Below are 15,824 nucleotides of genomic sequence, written 5' to 3' on the forward strand. Positions count from 1 at the left end.
CGGTGAGCGCGGTGGCCCGGCGGCGGATGACCCGGCCCAGGGGCAGCCGGTCCGAGGGGTCCGCGGCGCTGAGCAGGATCAGGCGTACGCCGGACGCGGCGCAACGCCGCACCGCGCCCCCGGTCAACGCGGCCAGCACTCGCATGTCGCCTCGGGGCCGCATCATGTCGTGTCGGGACCATGAGTGTCGATGTGACCGCCGCCGCACCGGCCGTTCCGGAATGGGACACCAGGCGCGACCGTTTCCCCTGGGAGCGACGCGGAGTATGACGCTGGGTGTGCGTAGCACCGCGTAAAGCGGTGGTGTGAATTACCGATCCGGGTGAGCCGGTTTCTCGATACCGTTGGCACGTCGTTGGGGGGCTGGGAGGCAAATGGACCGGGCACTGCTGGCCGATTTCCTTCGGGCGCGTCGTGAGGTGTTGCAGCCGGAGGATGTCGGGCTGCCGCGGGGTCCCCGGCGGCGGACCGGTGGCCTGCGGCGTGAAGAGGTCGCGGCGCTGGCCGGTATGTCGGTCGACTACTACAGCCGGATCGAGCAGCAGCGGGGTCCGATGCCGTCCGAGCAGGTGCTGGCCGCGCTGGCCCGGGGGCTGCATCTGAGCCTGAGCGAGCGGGACCACCTGTTCGACCTCGCCGGGCACCCGGCGCCGCGCCGGATCCTCCGCGACGACCAGGTCAGCCCGACCATGAAGCGCATCGTCGACCGTCTCGCGGACACGCCGGCCCTGGTGATGTCCCGGTTCGGCGAGACGTTGCTGCAGACCCGCCCGGCGGTCGCGTTGTTCGGTGACTTCACCCGGTTCAGCGGCCTGTCCCGGTACCTGGTCTACCGCTGGTTCACCGACCCGGCCAGCCGCGACATCTATCCCGTCGAGGACCATGCGCTGCGGGGCCGGGTTTTCACCGTTGACATCAGGGCGGCGTACACGGCCGACCCGACCGGCCGGGCCGGTGAGATCGTGGCGGCGCTGTTGGCCGCCAGTCCCGAGTTCGCCGAGGTCTGGCGGTTGCACGAGGTGGATGTGACCCACCATCACGACCTCAAGCGGTACCGGCATCCCGAGCTGGGAGAGCTGGAGCTGTACGGCCAACGCCTGGTCGACCCCGATCAGGCCCAGGAGCTGCTGGTCTTCTCGGCGACGCCCGGCTCGCCCAGCTTCGACAAGCTCCAGCTCCTGCTGACCCGGCAGAACTAGTCGGCCCGGGTGAGGGGGACAACTCGTCCCTGGATAAGGACGACCTTCATCCGCGTTCCGGTTTCCGCGACGCTCGATCAGTCGAACGTAGGGAGGCTGACGATGGACCGGGCACTGCTGGCCGATTTTCTCCGGGCGCGCCGCGAGGTGCTGCAGCCGGAGGATGTAGGGCTTCCGCGGGGCCTCCGGCGGCGGACCGGTGGCCTGCGGCGTGAAGAGGTGGCGGCGCTGGCCGGCATCTCGGCCGACTACTACAGCCGGATCGAGCAGCAGCGGGGTCCGAAGCCGTCCGAGCAGATGCTCGCCGCGCTGGCCCGGGGATTGCATCTGAGCTTGAGCGAGCGGGACCACCTGTTCGACCTCGGCGGGCATCCGGCGCCACGGCAGGTGCGGCGCGACGATCATGTCTCTCCGACGATGATGCGCATCGTCGATCGGCTGGCGGACACCCCGGCGTTGGTGATGTCCCGGTTCGGCGAGACGTTGCTGCAGACCCGTCCGGCGGTCGCGCTGCTCGGTGACTACACCCGGTTCAGCGGGTTGTCCCGGTACCTGGTCTACCGCTGGTTCACCGACCCGGCCAGCCGTGACCTGTACCCGGACGAGGACCACCCCGTGCGGGGCCGCGTCTTCACCGTCGGCATCAGGGCGGCCTACACGACCGACCCCGCGGGCCGGGCCGGTGAGATCGTCGCGGCGCTGCTGACGGCCAGTCGTGAGTTCGCCGAGGTCTGGCGGTTGCACGAGGTGGATGTGACGCACCACCACGACCTCAAGCGGTACCGGCATCCCGAGCTGGGGGAGCTGGAGCTGTACTGCCAGCGCTTGGTCGACCCCGAGCAGGCTCAGGAGCTGCTGGTCTTCTCCGCGACACCCGGCTCCCCGAGCCACAGCAACCTCCAGCTGCTGGCCGTCATCGGCTGACCCGCGCGGCTGTCGGCCCGCTCACATCTCCTTGCTTCGAACTCGAAGCATGCTACGGTTCAAATGTGCTTCGAAATCGAAGCACATACAGATTATCGAAAGGCCAGGTGCTGGTGATGAAGGCAGTGCGTTTCCATGAGTACGGCGACCCGGGTGTTCTGCGTCTCGAGGACGTGGAGCAGCCGGTCGCTGGGGCCGGACAGGTGCTGATCCGGGTGGCCGCGACGTCGTTCAACGGTGTCGACGGCAACATCCGCGGCGGATTCATGCAGGGGCCCATCCCGGTGGCGTTGCCGCACACGCCGGGCATCGACGTGGCCGGCGCGGTGGAGGCGCTGGGTGAGGGCGTCACCGGGGTCGAGGCCGGCGATCAGGTGGTCGGGTTCCTGCCGATGGGCGCCGACGGCGCGGCCGCCCAGTACGTCGTGGCGCCGGCCGAGGTTCTGACGGCCGCGCCGGCGAGTGTCGCGCTGGCCGATGCCGCCGCGTTGCCGACCGTGGGGCTGACCGCGTGGCAGGCGTTGTTCGAGCACGCGAAGCTGACCGCGGGGCAGCGTGTGCTGATCAACGGGGCCGGTGGCGGGGTCGGTGGCTACGCCGTGCAGCTGGCCAAGAACGCCGGCGCGTACGTCATCGCCGTCGCCGGTCCCCGCAGCGGTGAGCAGGCCACCAAGGCGGGCGCCGATGAGGTCGTCGACCACACCACCACCGAGGTGGCCGCGGTGGTGAGCGAGCCGGTCGATGTCGTGCTCAACCTCGCCCCGGTCGACCCGGCGCGGCTGGCCGCCCTGGTCACCCTGATCCGTCCGGGCGGTGTGCTGGTGAACACCACGGTCTGGATGCCCGCGCCCTCGGACGACGAGCGCGGCGTACGCGGCATCGACCTGTTCGTGCGCAGCGACGCCGGGCAGCTCGCCCGCCTGGTCGCGCTGGCCGACTCCGGCGAGCTCCACGTCGACGTCGCCCAGCGGGTGCCCCTGGCCGACCTGCCGGCGGTCCACGCCCAGGCCGCCGCCGGCGCGCTGCCCAGCGGCAAGACCGTCGTCGTCGCGCCCTGAGCCGCCGGCCCTCAGCAACCTGGAAGGGAACGATCATGTCACTGTCACTGGATCCCGAGATCGCCGCGGCGCTGGCCCCGATGGCCGGCGCGATGGCCGAGGCCAAGCCGCCGGCCGTGGGCGATGTCGAGGGCCGCCGCGCCCTGTGGGAGCCGATCATCGGCGCATCCGGCGCCGCGCAGCCGATCCCGGTCGATGTGCGCACGAGCGAGCACTACGCGACGGCGGATGACGGAACGCGGATCAAGATGCGCTGGTATGTCAAGGACGGCGCGGCGCCGGGCCCGGCCGTACTGTTCTTCCACGGCGGCGGATACATCTTCGGTCACATCGACCTGTTCGACGGACCGGTGTCCCGGTACGTGTCGGCCAGCGGTGTCCCGATGCTGTCGGTCGAGTACCGGCGTGCGCCCGAGCACCCCTTCCCGACGCCGGTCGAGGACGCGTACGCGGCGCTGCGGTGGTTGCACGAGCACGCGAACGACCTGGGCGTCGACGCCGAGCGGGTCGGCGTGATGGGCGACAGCGCCGGCGGCGGCATGGCGGCGGCCCTGACGATCCTCGCCCGGGAACGTGGCGGCCCGAAGATCGCGCGGCAGATCCTGCTGATGCCCATGCTGGACGACCGCACGACCACGCCCGACCCGTACATCGAGCCGGGCGCGTTGTGGTCCTATGACGACAGCCGCACCGCGTGGCCCGCGTTGCTCGGTGACGCCGCCGGCGGACCGGACGTCCCGGCCACGGCGGCGCCGGCCCGGCTCGAGGACGCGACCGGCCTGCCGCCGGCCTACATCGAGGTCGGCCAGATCGACGTCTTCCGGGACGAGGACATGGCGTACGCGACGACGCTGAGCCGCGCCGGCGTACCGGTCGAATTCCATCTGCACCCCGGCGCCCCGCACGAATTCGACTCCATCGCCTTCACCGCCGACGTCGCCCGGCGCGCCATCGCCGACCGCGTACGCGTCCTCAAATCCGTCTGAGCCCGCGTCCCGGATGGGAACGCGATCCGCGTGATTGCGCGAATTGCGCATTGATAGCAGTCGATTAGTTTGCGAGCATGGCAGCAGTTCCTCGCCCCCCGCCCTGCTCCGGAGGACATCGATGATCAGGCGAATCTCCCTCCTCACGCTGGTTGCCACCGTGGTGACGACCTCGATCGCCGTCACCACGGTGCGGAGCGACGCGGACACCATTCCACGCGCGGTCGCTCCGCTCACCGCCAACACGAACGCCGCGTTCGACGCGCTCAACAGCGCGCTGCTGGTGAGCAACGGCAATCAGCGTTACTACAAGGAATCGCTGACCGTGGGGGAGAAGGACTACTTCTGGCGCCAGGCGCTGGCCATCCAGGCGGCCGAGGACGTCTACGAGAGCACCCGCGGCTCCGCCACCCGCGACCTGATCGGCCGCCTTCTCGACACCTTCCTGCAGCAGAACCAGGGATCCGGCGGGCTCTACGACTGGAACTGGAACAACTACAACGACGACCTGCTCTGGGCCGGCCTCGCCTTCATCCGGGGCTACCGGATCACCGGCAACCGAACCTACCTCGATCAGGCCCGGTACGCCTTCAACCGGGTCTACGACCGAGGGTGGGACGGCGCGCTCGGGGGCGGCGTCTGGTGGAGCGTCGACAAGGCGGACAAGAACGCCCTCAGCAACAGCCCCGCGGTCATTCTGGGTGTGCTGATCTACGAGTCGACCAACGACCGCGGTTACCTGGACAAGGCGCAGGCGATCTACGACTGGGTCTGGCGCACCCTGCTCGACCGCGGCACCGGCGCCGTGCACGAGACGATAACCGCCGCCGGCGATCTCTCCGGCGGTCAGACCGTCTACTCCGCGGGCGCCTTCGTCGGTGCGGCGCAAGCTCTCTACCGCAACAACGGCCGGTCGTCCATCTTCGATGACGCCAGGCGTACGACCGACTGGGTCATCCGCGCCCGGACCGTCAACGGGCTGCTGACCGATGGCCGGCGGGACGGCACCTGGCAGTCGGAGTTCGCCCGGGGCATGGGCGAATTCGTCCGGCAGAACAGCCTGTGGGCCCAGTACTACGACTGGATGAAGCGCAACGCGGACGCGGCGTGGGGTGTGCGCCGTACCGATCTGAACCTGTCGTGGAACCGCTGGGATGCGCAGACTCCACGAGACAGCACGACCACGGTCGAGGCCATCGGCGCGGTCGTCATGCAGGCGGTCACCCCGTCGTCCCGGCCGACCGGCACGACGAACGCCGTCCTGAGCAACTTCAGCGACAAGTGCATCGACGTGCCCGGCTCCAACTACAGCAACGGTCAACGCCTCACCACCTGGACCTGCAACAACGGCGAGAACCAGAGGTGGGAGTTCACCGGGGGCACGCTCCGGACCCGCAACAGCATGTGCATGGACGTGGCCGGCGGCTCCACCCAGGACGGGGCCGTCATCCAGATCGCGACGTGCTCGGGCAACCAGGCGCAGCAGTTCACCCTCACCGCCGCCGGCGCCCTGGTCAACCCGGCCGCGAACAAGTGCGTGGACGTCAAGAACTGGAACGCCGCCGACGGCGCCGAACTCCACCTGTGGGGCTGCAACGGCGGCACCAACCAGAAGTGGCATCGCGGCTGACCTCGTCGGCGGGGTCCAGCATCCACCCACTTCGGGCCGTCCGCGAAGTACAGGACCGAAACCCGCATGGCCCCCATACTCCTTCGCGCCCGCCGCCGCGGACAGTCGACCTAGCGCTTTCCGCCGACAGCGTTGTTGCGGGCCAGAGCCCGCCAGGTCAGCGGGATTGCCACCGCGGCGGGCAGGAGCCAGTAGCTGAGGTGCGGCAGCCGGTCCCACAGCGGTAGTTGGGGTCCGTTGTCGACGTAGAAGCCGGTGAGCAAGGCGGTGTAGGAGCCGGCCATCGCAGCGCCGTGCCAGAGCAGCCACCGGCGAGGGCGCCGCCGCCGGACCTGCCGGCCGGCAACCTCACCGAGCCACCCGGATGACCGGCGGCTCTCGGATCTGGCCCGGACCGGGGGAGGCCCGCGGTCATACGCCTGGTAGGCGGGTGTGCTTGCCGTTCCGGTCGACCCACAGCGCCACCTCCACCCGGGTCCGGACCTCCAGCTTGGTGCGGATGTTCATCAGGTGGCTGTCCACGGTGCGGGGACTGATCGAGAGTTCCTTCGCGATCTGAGCGTTCGTGAGACCGTCGGCCACCCGCCGGGCCACCGCGAGCTCCCGGCGGGTCAGGACGTCGGTGAGGGGTTCGTCGGCCGGTGTGCCCCCGCTGACCGCCAGATCGGTGAGCTGCGCGACGGTCATCGAGGAGCCCCTGGCCGCCGCCGCCCCGGCCGCCGCCGGGCCGATGGCGTGTTGGGCCGTGCTCGTCGCCGCTTCGAGGTGCCGGGTCCAGAATTCCTGCACCGGGCGGCCTACGGCGGTCGTTCCGGCGGTCAGGGTGAGCGCGAGCGCGTACTTCTGCTGTCGTACCGCCAGGATTGCCGCGCATTCGATGGCGCTCAGGACGGTGTCGCGATCTGGCACCGCCATGGCGAGGACGGCGGTGACGTACTCGGCGGCGGCCGCGTCGTCCCGTTGCAGGGTGGCCGTCACCGCGGCGGTGTGCAGCAGGCTCATCCCGGCGTGGTTGGCGAACCGGCCGGCGATCGGCACGGCCTGGTCGGCCCGCGACTCGTAGATCCGGATGGACTCCGCGATCGCCTCGCGCGCCGCCGCCAGGTCGCCGTCGGCGACGAGCAGCCAGGCCTGCTTGTTGAGGACCCACCCGGCCAGGCCGGCCCGATCCTCCCGCCGCAGCAGCGCGACCAGTTCCCCTCCGACCCGGACACCGCCGCGGAGGTCGCCGGTGGAGCCGCGCGTGAACATCACGCTGGTGAGCGCGATCGCCAGCGTCTCCACGTCATCGAGCTCACGGGCCAGCGCGAGGGCCTCGTTCGAGTGGCGGACCGCGGCGTCGAGATCGCCCTGGCGGGTGTCGTTCTTCGCGAGCCAGGTCAGTGCGTTCGAGCGGTGCGGCGGCGACGTCAGAGGGTTGCTCAGCACGTCGGTGAGCAGTTTTTCCACCTCGGCCAGGTCGGAGGTGTTGGCGAGGAAACGCGCGAGCAGGATGGACAGGATCGGGTGGGCCGGGTGACCGATGGTGGCCGCGACGTTCACCGCGTGGCGGAGGTTGTCCAGCTCGGCGACGATCCGTTGCTCGATCGTCGTCAGCTCGTCGCCCCCGGGGTACTTCACCAGCTGCTGTTCGAAGCCGACCAGCCAGTCCAGCAACAAGACCTGCGTGGGCGCGAGTTCGCCGGCGTCGAGCAGCACCTCCTGGCCGAACGCCCGCAGCGATTCGAGCATCCGGAACCGGCCCGGCCGCTGCGCGTCGAGGACGATCAGCGACTTGCGGGCCAAGCCGGTCAGCAGTGCCGACAACCGCGCCCGGGGCAGGCCGAGGCCGGCCGTCACGGCCGCGGCGCTCTGCTCGTCGAACCCGCCGGGCAGGACGGAGAGCCGGGCGAACACCTCGCGTCCGGCCTCGTCCAGCCGGTCGTAGCTCCACCGGATCGCGTCGCGAAGGCTTCGCCGGCGGCCGACCGGCCCGCGCTGGGCGTCGACGAGCAGCTCGAACCGATCCGCGAGCTTCGGCAGCAACAGCTCCGGCGTCAGCACGTCCATCTGGCCCGCGGCGAGTTCGATCGCCAGCGGCAGACCGTCGAGCCGGTCGCAGATCTCCGCGATGACGCCGGCCCAGGCGCCGGCCTCGAAGCCGGGTGTCGACTCCGACGCCCGGGTGCCGAACAGGCGTACCGCATCGGCCCGTAACGGCTCGAGCACCATGACGGTCTCGCCCTGGGCCCGCAGCGCCTCCCGGCTGGTGGTCACGATGTGCAACTGCGGGGTTGAGGCGCGCAGTTTCGAGACGACGTCGATCACGCCGTCGATCACGTGTTCGCAGTTGTCGAGCACGAGCAGGGCGGCTCCGGTCGCGGAGGGCTCACCCGCCGTGCCGACGGCCGACGCCACCTGCCAGGGCTTGGTCACGGGCGCCAGCGGGACCCATCTGACCCCGCCGGGGTAGGCCGGCTCGACGCGCCGGGCCAGCTCGGCGGCGAGCCTGGTCTTACCGACACCGACCGGGCCGATGACGCTGAGCAGCCGCGTCCGGCCCAGCAGATCGGTCAGGTCGGCGAGTTCGCGCTCGCGGCCGACGAAGGTGTCGAACCACGGCGGCACCCGGCCCGCCGTCGAGGGCGCGTCGGGCCGGTCCGGCGGCGATTCGCGGGCCGTCAGGATGGCGGCGCCGCTGCGGTACTGGCGGTGCAGCGTCGAGGCCGGGATGTCGAGCAGCTCGGCGAGCTGCCGCCAGCTCAGCCCCCGTTCCAGCCCGAGTTCCACGGCCGACCGAAGCCCCCGGGCGGCCACCCGCTGCGCCTCGGCGAAGGCGGCCGCCATCGCCGCCGTCTCCGTGGTGTTACCGGCCGACTCCGCCACGGCGGCCAGCCGTCGCCGGTAGAACTCGACCTGTTTGATCAGGCTGTCGTCCTCGTGCTCGACCAAGGCGTCTCCGTGCGCTCGTGCCGTCCTGGGACGGGAACCCACGGCTTTGCCGAATATAGCCGTGATGATCGAGGGCGAGTTCAGCTGATGTGGCCGACGCCGCCGAACAGGTAGACCTCCGGCTCGCCGGACTGCGGTTCGGGGCGCCAGCGCGAGCACGTCACGACGCCGGGCTCGACCAGATCCAGTCCGTCGAAGAAGCGCTCGAGCTCGGCCTTCGTCCTGGCGCGGATCGGCGTACCGCCGCGCTCGGTGGTCTCTCGCATCACGCGCAGCATCGGCTCGCCGTGGATCTCGGCGGTGGAATGGGTGAGCGCCAGGTAGCTGCCGGCGGGCATTTCCCGCACCAGCCGCGCGACGCAGTCGTACGCCACGTCGTCGTCCATGAGGTGGTTGACGACGCCGAGGAGCATGAGCCCGATCGGCTGCGAGAAGTCGAGGGTCTGCCGCGCGGACGCGAGGATCGTCTCGGGCTCGCGCAGGTCGGCTTCGAGGTAGTCGCAGGCACCTTCCGGGGTGCTGGACAGCAGCGCACGCGCATGGGCCATGACCAGCGGATCGTTGTCGACGTAGACCACCCGGCAGCGCGGGTCGAGCGACTGCGCGACCTCGTGGGTGTTGTCGGCCGAGGGGAGCCCGGTGCCGACGTCGAGGAACTGACGGACGCCGGCCTCCTCGACCAGGAATCTCACCACCCGCTTGAGGAAGGTGCGGTGGGACCTCGCGCCGATGGGTATGTCCGGGATGTGGGCGATGACCTCGTCGCCCGCCTCCTGGTCGGCCTTGAAGTTGTCCTTGCCGCCGAGCCAGTAGTTCCAGATCCGCGCCGAATGCGGAACCGTGGTGTCCAACCTGGAGTCGTCGGTCATGACGCCATTCTTCCGCGCCGGCGGGGCGCTCAGGCGGGCGGGGCAGCCCGTGGCGGTACCCGCTCGAACCGCACCCGGCTCATCCCTCCCGGGAGGTCGCTGAGCACGTACAACTCGCCGTGCACGTCGGTGCCGATCGCGGACGGCTGGGTGGGGAAGTTGCCGATCGTGGCGGTCTCGTAGCCGCCCTCGGGCCGGGGACGCACGGCGAACACCCGGGTGGAGCAGTAGTCGCTCGCGACGTAGGTTCCCCACGCCTCCGGGGTCAGCGTGCCCCGGTACACCACGCCGCCGGTCACCGAGCAGTTGTCGTTGTAGTGGTCGTACTCGAAGACCGGGTCGGTGTACCGCACACCGGGACGGCATTGTTGCTGGTCGAAGATCGGGGTGCCTTCCCGGCAGGACCAGCCGAGGTTCGCCCCGCCCTGCCACGGGCGGATGTGGTTGATCTCCTCGACCAGCCCCTGACCGACGTCACCGATCCACAGCGAGCCGTCGACCGGGTCGACCGAGAACCGCCACGGGTTGCGCAGCCCGAACAGCCAGATCTCCGGCCGCGCGCCCGGCTCGCGGACGAACGGGTTGGTGACGGGCACGCAGTACGGCTTCGCCCCGCACGTGCGGCTGACGTCGATCCTGACGATCTTGCCGAGCAGGGTGCGGAGGCTCTGACCGGACTTGAACGGGTCGTTCGCGTGGCCGCCGTCGCCGAGTGACCAGTAGAGGTAGCCGTCGCGGCCGAACGCCACCTGTCCGCCGTTGTGGTTGCCGTACTCGGCGTGCTCCTGGGTGAGCAGCACCTGCAGCCGCTCGGGAGCGTTGATGGGCACGCGCGCCAGGGTCAGCGCACCGGCCGGGAGGCTGGTGTAGGCGATGTAGAGCATGCCGGTCCGGGCGAAGTTCGGGGCGGGCGTGAGGCCGAGCAGGCCGCGCTCGTTGTCCGACGTGTCGATCCGGGCGGTCAGGTCGAGCAGCGGCTCGGCCGACAGGCCGGTGGCGGGGTGGTAGGCGCGGACGGTGCCGTCCTTCTCGGCGATCAGCATCCGGCCGTCCGGCAGCCCGGTGATCGCGATCGGGCGCCGCAGGCCGGAGGCCACCTGTTCGGACACCACCGTCAGCTCAGCCAGGGGCACGGCATGGGTACGGGAGGCAGCGACCGGCGCCGACGTCAGCAATGGCGTGGAAAGGGCCAGAACGAGCAGGCCGGCCAGCAGGGTGGCCAGGCGATGACGCCTACGAGACATGTCGGCTCCTCGAGCAGAGTGGCGGACGCGGTCTGGGAGCGCTCCCACCATACATCGACCATCACCGATGTCGTCAAGGCCGGCTACGAGATGAAGTCGTCCAGCACCCACAGGAGGGTGAGGGTCAGGATCGTGCCGAGCAGGCCGGTCAGCACCATGAGCACGACGAAGACCCGGGTGTGGCGAGGGTTTTCGCGAACCGCCGGCCTCGGCGTCGGCCTCTGGAGCTGGGGCGGCCGCGGCCGCGGTATCGCCGGCGGGACCGGCCGCGAAACCGGCGGACGGGCCGCGACCGGCGCCGTGCCGAGCAGCGTGTCGAGGAGTTCGCGGGCGGTCGGGCGGTCGGTGGGTCGTTTGGCGAGGGCGCGGCCGACCAGATCGCGGAGCCGCCCCGAGAGCGCGCCGAGGTCGGGCGGCTGGGTGGCGATCCGGACCGCCGTGGCCGCGGCGGTGCCGGCGGTGAACGGGGTGCGGCCGGTCGCGGCGTACGCCACCAGCACACCCCACGCGAAGATGTCGGCGGCGGGGCTCACCGCGCTGCCGACCGTGTCGAAGCACTCGGGGGCCATGTACTCGACCGTGCCGACGAGCTGGCCGGTCAGGGTGTGCTCGCTGGTCAGGTCGATCGGCCGGGCGATGCCGAAGTCGATCACCTTGACGCCGCCCAGGGTGAGCAGGACATTGGTCGGCTTGACGTCACGGTGCACCACCCCGGCGCCGTGGATGGCCGCGAGCGCCGTGGTGACGCCGATGATCACGCCGGGCAGCAGATCGGGGCCGAGGGGACCGTTCTTCCGGATCTCGTCGGCCAGGCTGGGGCCGGACACATACTCGACCACCAGGTACGGCGGCTCGTGGTCCGGGTCGGCGTCCAGCACGGCCGCCGTGCAGAACGGCGGGACCTGGCGGAGCCGGTTGACCTCGCTGCGGAACCGGCCGCGCAGCACGGCGTCCCAGGCGTACTCATGGCGCAGGGTCTTGACCGCCACCCGGCGGCCGTCGGCGCCACGGCCGAGATAGACGGTGCCCATGCCACCCGCGCCCAGGCGGCCGAGCAGCTCGTAGTCGCCGAGGCGGGTCGGATCGCTCGTGCGCAACGGCGTGCTCATCGGCTTCCCCCAGCGAATTCGTCGTCAGCGCGCTGATGTCGTGGCTCGTACCCACGGCAGCGCGAGCCGCTCGACCATCAGGAGAAGGTAGTACAGCACGATGCTGACCACGGCCAGCAGGGTGATCGCGGTGAACGCCGTGGCGGTGTCGCCCTGACCGCTGGTCTGCACGATGATCATGCCGAGGCCGGTCTCGCCGTACTGCATCTCGCCGACCACCACCCCGATCACCGCCAGCGGCATGGCGACGCGCAGTCCGACGAACATCTGCGGCAACGCGGCGGGCAGCCGTACCCATCGGAAGGTCTGCCATCGGGTCGCGTTCACCGATCGGGCCAGCTCGGCCAGATCGGCGGGGGTGGTGGTCAGACCGACCGCCGTGGACAGCACGATCGGGAAGAAGCAGACCATGAAGGCCATCGCCAGCACCGGGGTGCGCCCGTAGCCGAACCAGATCAGCATCAGCGGGGCCAGCGCCACCTTCGGCACCGCGTTGAAGGCGACCAGCAGCGGCGAGAACATCCGCTCGAACGGACGCCACGCCGCGATGGCCGTCCCGATCAGCACGCCCGCGATCGCGGACAGGGCGAAGCCGAGCGCGGCGGCGACGGTGGTGTGCCAGGTTTCCGCGACCAGGAGGCCGCGGTAGCGCTGGAAGCCGTCGAGCACGTCGGGCGGGGACGGCAGCACCACCGTGTTGACGGCGAACACGGTGGTGGCGGTCCACCAGGCGCCGATCGTCACGCTCAGGCCGAGCAGGGGCCAGAGCACGGCGGAGGCGGTACGACGGCGCGGGGGGCTCGGCCGGTCGGTGTCGGTCATGTCTCGTCGCGGGTCAGGTCTTGGGCACCAGGTCGAAGCTGATGACCTGGCCCGGTGTGAGTCCGGCCGGGATCTGGCCGGACTCCCGCAGGATGGTGATGCCGCTGGTGACCCGGGCGTGGTCCAGCGCGCCGACGACCACACCGGCGTCGCCGCGGACGAACGGCGCCATCAGGGCCAGCTCGGCGGCGGCGCTCTGCGGGTTCGCGGTGGCCACGTTCTTCTTGAGCAGAGCGCCGGCCTCGTCCGGGTTGGTGATCGCGTCCTGCAGGCCCTCGAGCAGGGCGGCGGTGAATTTCCGCACCTTGTCGGGGTGCTCCTTGGCGTACTCGCTGGAGGTGATCAGCACGTTGCCGTAGAGGTCGGGGAGGAAGTCGCGGTACGGGAGCAGGACGGCGTCCTTCTTCGCGATGCCCTCGACGGTGGGCTTGCCGACGACGAACTGGCCGATGCCGTCGACCTTGTGCTGGACCAGGGTGCTGAAGAGGGTCTGCGGCGTTCCGTTGACAAACGTCACCTCGGCCGGGTCGACGCCGGCCTTCTTCGCGTACGTCGGGAAGAGGTTGCGAACGACAGAGCCCGGGGTGTCGGCGAGGGTCTTGCCCGCCAGGTCCTTCGGTGCGGTGATGCCGTAGCCCTCGAGCGACATGATCGCGGCCATGGTGTGCTGCTGGATCGCGGCGACCGCGGTGAAGCCGGTGACCTTCTGCTCACCGCCGGCGGCGAGCAGGCCGCCGGTCAGGTCGACGGGGGTGAACTGGACCTGGCCGGCCACGACGTTCTTGATGTTCTCCAGGCTGCCGTTACCGGCCTTGATCTCGACGTCGAACCCGGCGTCGCGGAAGTAGCCCTTCTCCTTGGCCACGTAGGCGTACGCGTCGCGGCCGAACGTGCCGAACGAGGTCAGGTACGTGACCTTCTCGAGCGCCGGGGCGCCGGGGCCGGGCTGGTCGGTGTCGCCGGCGCAACCGGCCGCGGCGGTGAGGCTGAGGGAGAGCGCCGCCGCTGCGAGCGTACGGATGAAGGTCTTCCTGGGCACGTGTTTCCTTCCGACCGAGAGGGCTGGACCCGGTCTAGCGTATTAGTCTGCCTCGATGCGTGTCTGCCTGTTCACCGAGCCGCACCGTGGCGCCACCTACGACACTCAGCTGCGGCTGGCGCGGCACGCCGAGGACGCCGGGTTCGAGGGGTTCTTCCGGGCCGACCACTACCGGTCGATGGGCGCCGACGCGGGCCTGCCCGGCCCGACCGACGCCTGGCTGACGCTGGCCGGGCTGGCGCGGGAGACGTCCCGGATCCGGCTGGGCACACTGGTCAACTCGGTGACGTTCCGGCTGCCCGGCCCGCTGGCGATCATGGCGGCTCAGGTGGACGCGATGAGTGGTGGCCGGATCGAGCTGGGCCTGGGCGCCGGCTGGTTCGAACGGGAGCACACGGCGTACGGCATCCCGTTCCCGCCGCGCGGTGAGCGGTTCGACCGGCTGGCCGAGCAGTTGGAGATCATCACGGGTCTGTGGTCGGCGCCGGGACCGTACTCGTACGAGGGCAAGCACTACCGGTTGGTGGACGCTCCGGCGCTGCCGAAGCCGGTTCAGCGTCCGGGGCCGCCGATCATCGTGGGCGGGCGGGGGCCGCGGCGTACCCCGGATCTGGCGGGCCGCTTCGCGGACGAGTTCAACATGCCGTTCCGCACGGTCGCGGAGACGGCGGAGGCTTTCGGGCGGGTACGGGAGGCGGCTTCCCGGTACGGCCGGACGGTCGCGTTGTCGGCCGGGGTGGTGGTGGCGCTGGGGCGTACGGACCGGGAGGCCGGGCGGCGGGCGGCGCCGTTGCACGTGCCCAGCGCGTTGCCGCCGGAGGACCCGGTGGTGGGCGTGCCGGGGGTGCTGGTGGACCGGATCGCGGAGCTGGCGGCGATCGGCGCGTCCCGGGTCTACCTGCGGATCATCGACATGGCGGACCTGGACCACGTGGATCTGATCGCGTCGGACGTACTGCCGGCCTTTACTCCCGGCCGGCGTTTACACCGGCCAAGATCGCGGTAGGTTGCGGTCATGAGCATGCGCTTCGGAGTGTTTGTGCCGCAGGGCTGGAAGATGGACCTGACGGAGATCGCCGACCCGGTCGAGCAGTACGAGGCGATGACCGCCGTCGCCCGGCTGGCCGACGCGGGCCCGTGGGACTCGGTCTGGGTGTACGACCATTTCCACACCATTCCCGAGCCCACCCTGAACACGACGTTCGAGTGCTGGACGGTCTCCTCGACCCTGGCCCGGGACACCAGCCGGGTCAACATCGGCCAGATGGTGGGCTGCAACGGCTACCGCCATCCGTCGTTGTACGCCAAGATCGCGTCGACCGTCGACGTGGCCAGCCACGGCCGGCTCTACGCGGGCATCGGCGCCGGCTGGTACGAGCAGGAGTGGAAGGCGTACGGCTACGAGTGGGCCGACGTGCCGCAGCGGATGGCGGCGTTCCGGGAGGCGGTCGAGGTGGTGCACAAGATGTGGACCGAGCCGCGGCCGGAGTTCTCCGGCAAGTACTACTCGATCGACCGGCCGATCAACGAGCCGAAGGGCGTACGCAAGCCGCATCCCTCGTTCTGGATCGGTGGTGGCGGCGAGAAGGTGACCCTGAAGCTGGTCGCCCGGTACGCCGACGCCTGCAACGTGGGTGGCGGCGACCCTGAGCTGATCCGCCGCAAGCTCGAGGTGCTGCGCGGACACTGCGACAACCTGGGCCGCGACTACGACCGGATCGTCAAGTCGACGAGCCTGGAGCTGGATCTGAACGAGTCGTCGGCGGACACCGTGGGCCGGATCGAGCGGATGGCCGAGGCCGGCGCCGACTACGTGATCGTCTACGTGCCGCGGGTGGCGTACGACCACGAGCCCATGCAGCGGTTCGCCCAAGAGGTGATTCCGCAGTTCAGTTGATCTGGCGAGCGACTGCCAGGCCGGCATCCCCGCGCCGAAGGCCCCGGACGCGTGATGGACGTCGCCGGCCTCGTTGCGATCGATGTCCACACGCACGCCGAGATCAGCCGGGACGG

General features: G+C 70.5%; 14 protein-coding genes. 7 read left to right on the plus strand and 7 right to left on the minus strand.

Annotation, left to right across the window (positions count from 1 at the left end):
- Nucleotides 1–374: 374 nt before the first annotated feature.
- The 5 genes from AB0O15_RS33975 (at nucleotide 375) to AB0O15_RS33995 (ending at nucleotide 5,797) form a co-directional block, all read left to right on the plus strand.
- Entirely contained in the window at nucleotides 375–1,199 is an 825-nt protein-coding gene (locus AB0O15_RS33975; RefSeq protein WP_364327249.1) for a helix-turn-helix transcriptional regulator, read from the plus strand.
- A gap of 102 nt (nucleotides 1,200–1,301) precedes the next feature.
- Nucleotides 1,302–2,123 carry a helix-turn-helix transcriptional regulator gene (locus AB0O15_RS33980; protein WP_364327252.1) on the plus strand — a complete coding sequence of 274 codons (822 nt, stop codon included), beginning with the start codon at nucleotides 1,302–1,304 and terminating at the stop codon, nucleotides 2,121–2,123.
- 116 nt (nucleotides 2,124–2,239) lie between these two features.
- Nucleotides 2,240–3,181 (plus strand): NADP-dependent oxidoreductase, encoded by a 942-nt coding sequence (locus tag AB0O15_RS33985; RefSeq protein WP_364327255.1) that lies wholly within the window; start codon nucleotides 2,240–2,242, stop codon nucleotides 3,179–3,181.
- A 35-nt stretch (nucleotides 3,182–3,216) separates the two neighbouring features.
- Nucleotides 3,217–4,167 carry an alpha/beta hydrolase gene (locus AB0O15_RS33990; protein ID WP_364327258.1) on the plus strand — a complete coding sequence of 317 codons (951 nt, stop codon included), beginning with the start codon at nucleotides 3,217–3,219 and terminating at the stop codon, nucleotides 4,165–4,167.
- A 121-nt stretch (nucleotides 4,168–4,288) separates the two neighbouring features.
- Nucleotides 4,289–5,797, plus strand: coding sequence for an RICIN domain-containing protein (locus AB0O15_RS33995; protein WP_364327261.1), 1,509 nt, complete (start codon nucleotides 4,289–4,291; stop codon nucleotides 5,795–5,797).
- A gap of 110 nt (nucleotides 5,798–5,907) precedes the next feature.
- On the opposite strand, the gene AB0O15_RS34000 is transcribed toward AB0O15_RS33995, so the two are convergent.
- From AB0O15_RS34000 to AB0O15_RS34030, 7 genes are all read right to left on the minus strand, one after another.
- Nucleotides 5,908–6,081, minus strand: coding sequence for a hypothetical protein (locus AB0O15_RS34000; RefSeq protein ID WP_364327264.1), 174 nt, complete (start codon nucleotides 6,079–6,081; stop codon nucleotides 5,908–5,910).
- Nucleotides 6,082–6,208: 127 nt separating this feature from the next.
- Entirely contained in the window at nucleotides 6,209–8,728 is a 2,520-nt protein-coding gene (locus AB0O15_RS34005) for a LuxR C-terminal-related transcriptional regulator (RefSeq protein WP_364327267.1), read from the minus strand.
- Nucleotides 8,729–8,808: 80 nt separating this feature from the next.
- Nucleotides 8,809–9,597 carry an SAM-dependent methyltransferase gene (locus AB0O15_RS34010; RefSeq protein WP_364327270.1) on the minus strand — a complete coding sequence of 263 codons (789 nt, stop codon included), beginning with the start codon at nucleotides 9,595–9,597 and terminating at the stop codon, nucleotides 8,809–8,811.
- 29 nt (nucleotides 9,598–9,626) lie between these two features.
- Nucleotides 9,627–10,841, minus strand: a complete 1,215-nt coding sequence (locus AB0O15_RS34015; protein ID WP_364327273.1) for a PQQ-dependent sugar dehydrogenase — start codon at nucleotides 10,839–10,841, stop codon at nucleotides 9,627–9,629.
- Nucleotides 10,842–10,924: 83 nt separating this feature from the next.
- Nucleotides 10,925–11,950 carry a serine/threonine-protein kinase gene (locus AB0O15_RS34020; protein WP_364327276.1) on the minus strand — a complete coding sequence of 342 codons (1,026 nt, stop codon included), beginning with the start codon at nucleotides 11,948–11,950 and terminating at the stop codon, nucleotides 10,925–10,927.
- A gap of 24 nt (nucleotides 11,951–11,974) precedes the next feature.
- Nucleotides 11,975–12,772, minus strand: coding sequence for an ABC transporter permease (locus AB0O15_RS34025; protein ID WP_364327279.1), 798 nt, complete (start codon nucleotides 12,770–12,772; stop codon nucleotides 11,975–11,977).
- A gap of 13 nt (nucleotides 12,773–12,785) precedes the next feature.
- Entirely contained in the window at nucleotides 12,786–13,811 is a 1,026-nt protein-coding gene (locus AB0O15_RS34030) for an ABC transporter substrate-binding protein (protein ID WP_364327282.1), read from the minus strand.
- 55 nt (nucleotides 13,812–13,866) lie between these two features.
- Here AB0O15_RS34030 and AB0O15_RS34035 point away from each other — a divergent pair, with 55 nt between their 5' ends.
- Together AB0O15_RS34035 and AB0O15_RS34040 are read left to right on the plus strand one after the other, a co-directional pair.
- Nucleotides 13,867–14,817: an LLM class F420-dependent oxidoreductase gene (locus AB0O15_RS34035; RefSeq protein WP_364327285.1), complete on the plus strand. Its 951-nt coding sequence runs from the start codon at nucleotides 13,867–13,869 to the stop codon at nucleotides 14,815–14,817.
- A 9-nt stretch (nucleotides 14,818–14,826) separates the two neighbouring features.
- Nucleotides 14,827–15,708, plus strand: coding sequence for an LLM class F420-dependent oxidoreductase (locus AB0O15_RS34040; RefSeq protein WP_364327288.1), 882 nt, complete (start codon nucleotides 14,827–14,829; stop codon nucleotides 15,706–15,708).
- Nucleotides 15,709–15,824: the final 116 nt, after the last annotated feature.

Source organism: Actinoplanes sp. NPDC089786 (genome assembly GCF_040684855.1).
Lineage (GTDB): Bacteria > Actinomycetota > Actinomycetes > Mycobacteriales > Micromonosporaceae > Actinoplanes.

Coding starts and splice junctions, on each gene's coding strand:
- AB0O15_RS34040 (WP_364327288.1), top strand. CDS start 14,827: ATGAGCATGCGCTTCGGAGTGTTTGTGCCGCAGGGCTGGAAGATGGAC.
- AB0O15_RS33985 (WP_364327255.1), top strand. CDS start 2,240: ATGAAGGCAGTGCGTTTCCATGAGTACGGCGACCCGGGTGTTCTGCGT.
- AB0O15_RS33975 (WP_364327249.1), top strand. CDS start 375: ATGGACCGGGCACTGCTGGCCGATTTCCTTCGGGCGCGTCGTGAGGTG.
- AB0O15_RS34010 (WP_364327270.1), bottom strand. CDS start 9,597: ATGACCGACGACTCCAGGTTGGACACCACGGTTCCGCATTCGGCGCGG.
- AB0O15_RS33995 (WP_364327261.1), top strand. CDS start 4,289: ATGATCAGGCGAATCTCCCTCCTCACGCTGGTTGCCACCGTGGTGACG.
- AB0O15_RS34000 (WP_364327264.1), bottom strand. CDS start 6,081: ATGGCCGGCTCCTACACCGCCTTGCTCACCGGCTTCTACGTCGACAAC.
- AB0O15_RS33990 (WP_364327258.1), top strand. CDS start 3,217: ATGTCACTGTCACTGGATCCCGAGATCGCCGCGGCGCTGGCCCCGATG.
- AB0O15_RS34035 (WP_364327285.1), top strand. CDS start 13,867: ATGCGTGTCTGCCTGTTCACCGAGCCGCACCGTGGCGCCACCTACGAC.
- AB0O15_RS34025 (WP_364327279.1), bottom strand. CDS start 12,772: ATGACCGACACCGACCGGCCGAGCCCCCCGCGCCGTCGTACCGCCTCC.
- AB0O15_RS34020 (WP_364327276.1), bottom strand. CDS start 11,950: ATGAGCACGCCGTTGCGCACGAGCGATCCGACCCGCCTCGGCGACTAC.
- AB0O15_RS33980 (WP_364327252.1), top strand. CDS start 1,302: ATGGACCGGGCACTGCTGGCCGATTTTCTCCGGGCGCGCCGCGAGGTG.
- AB0O15_RS34015 (WP_364327273.1), bottom strand. CDS start 10,841: ATGTCTCGTAGGCGTCATCGCCTGGCCACCCTGCTGGCCGGCCTGCTC.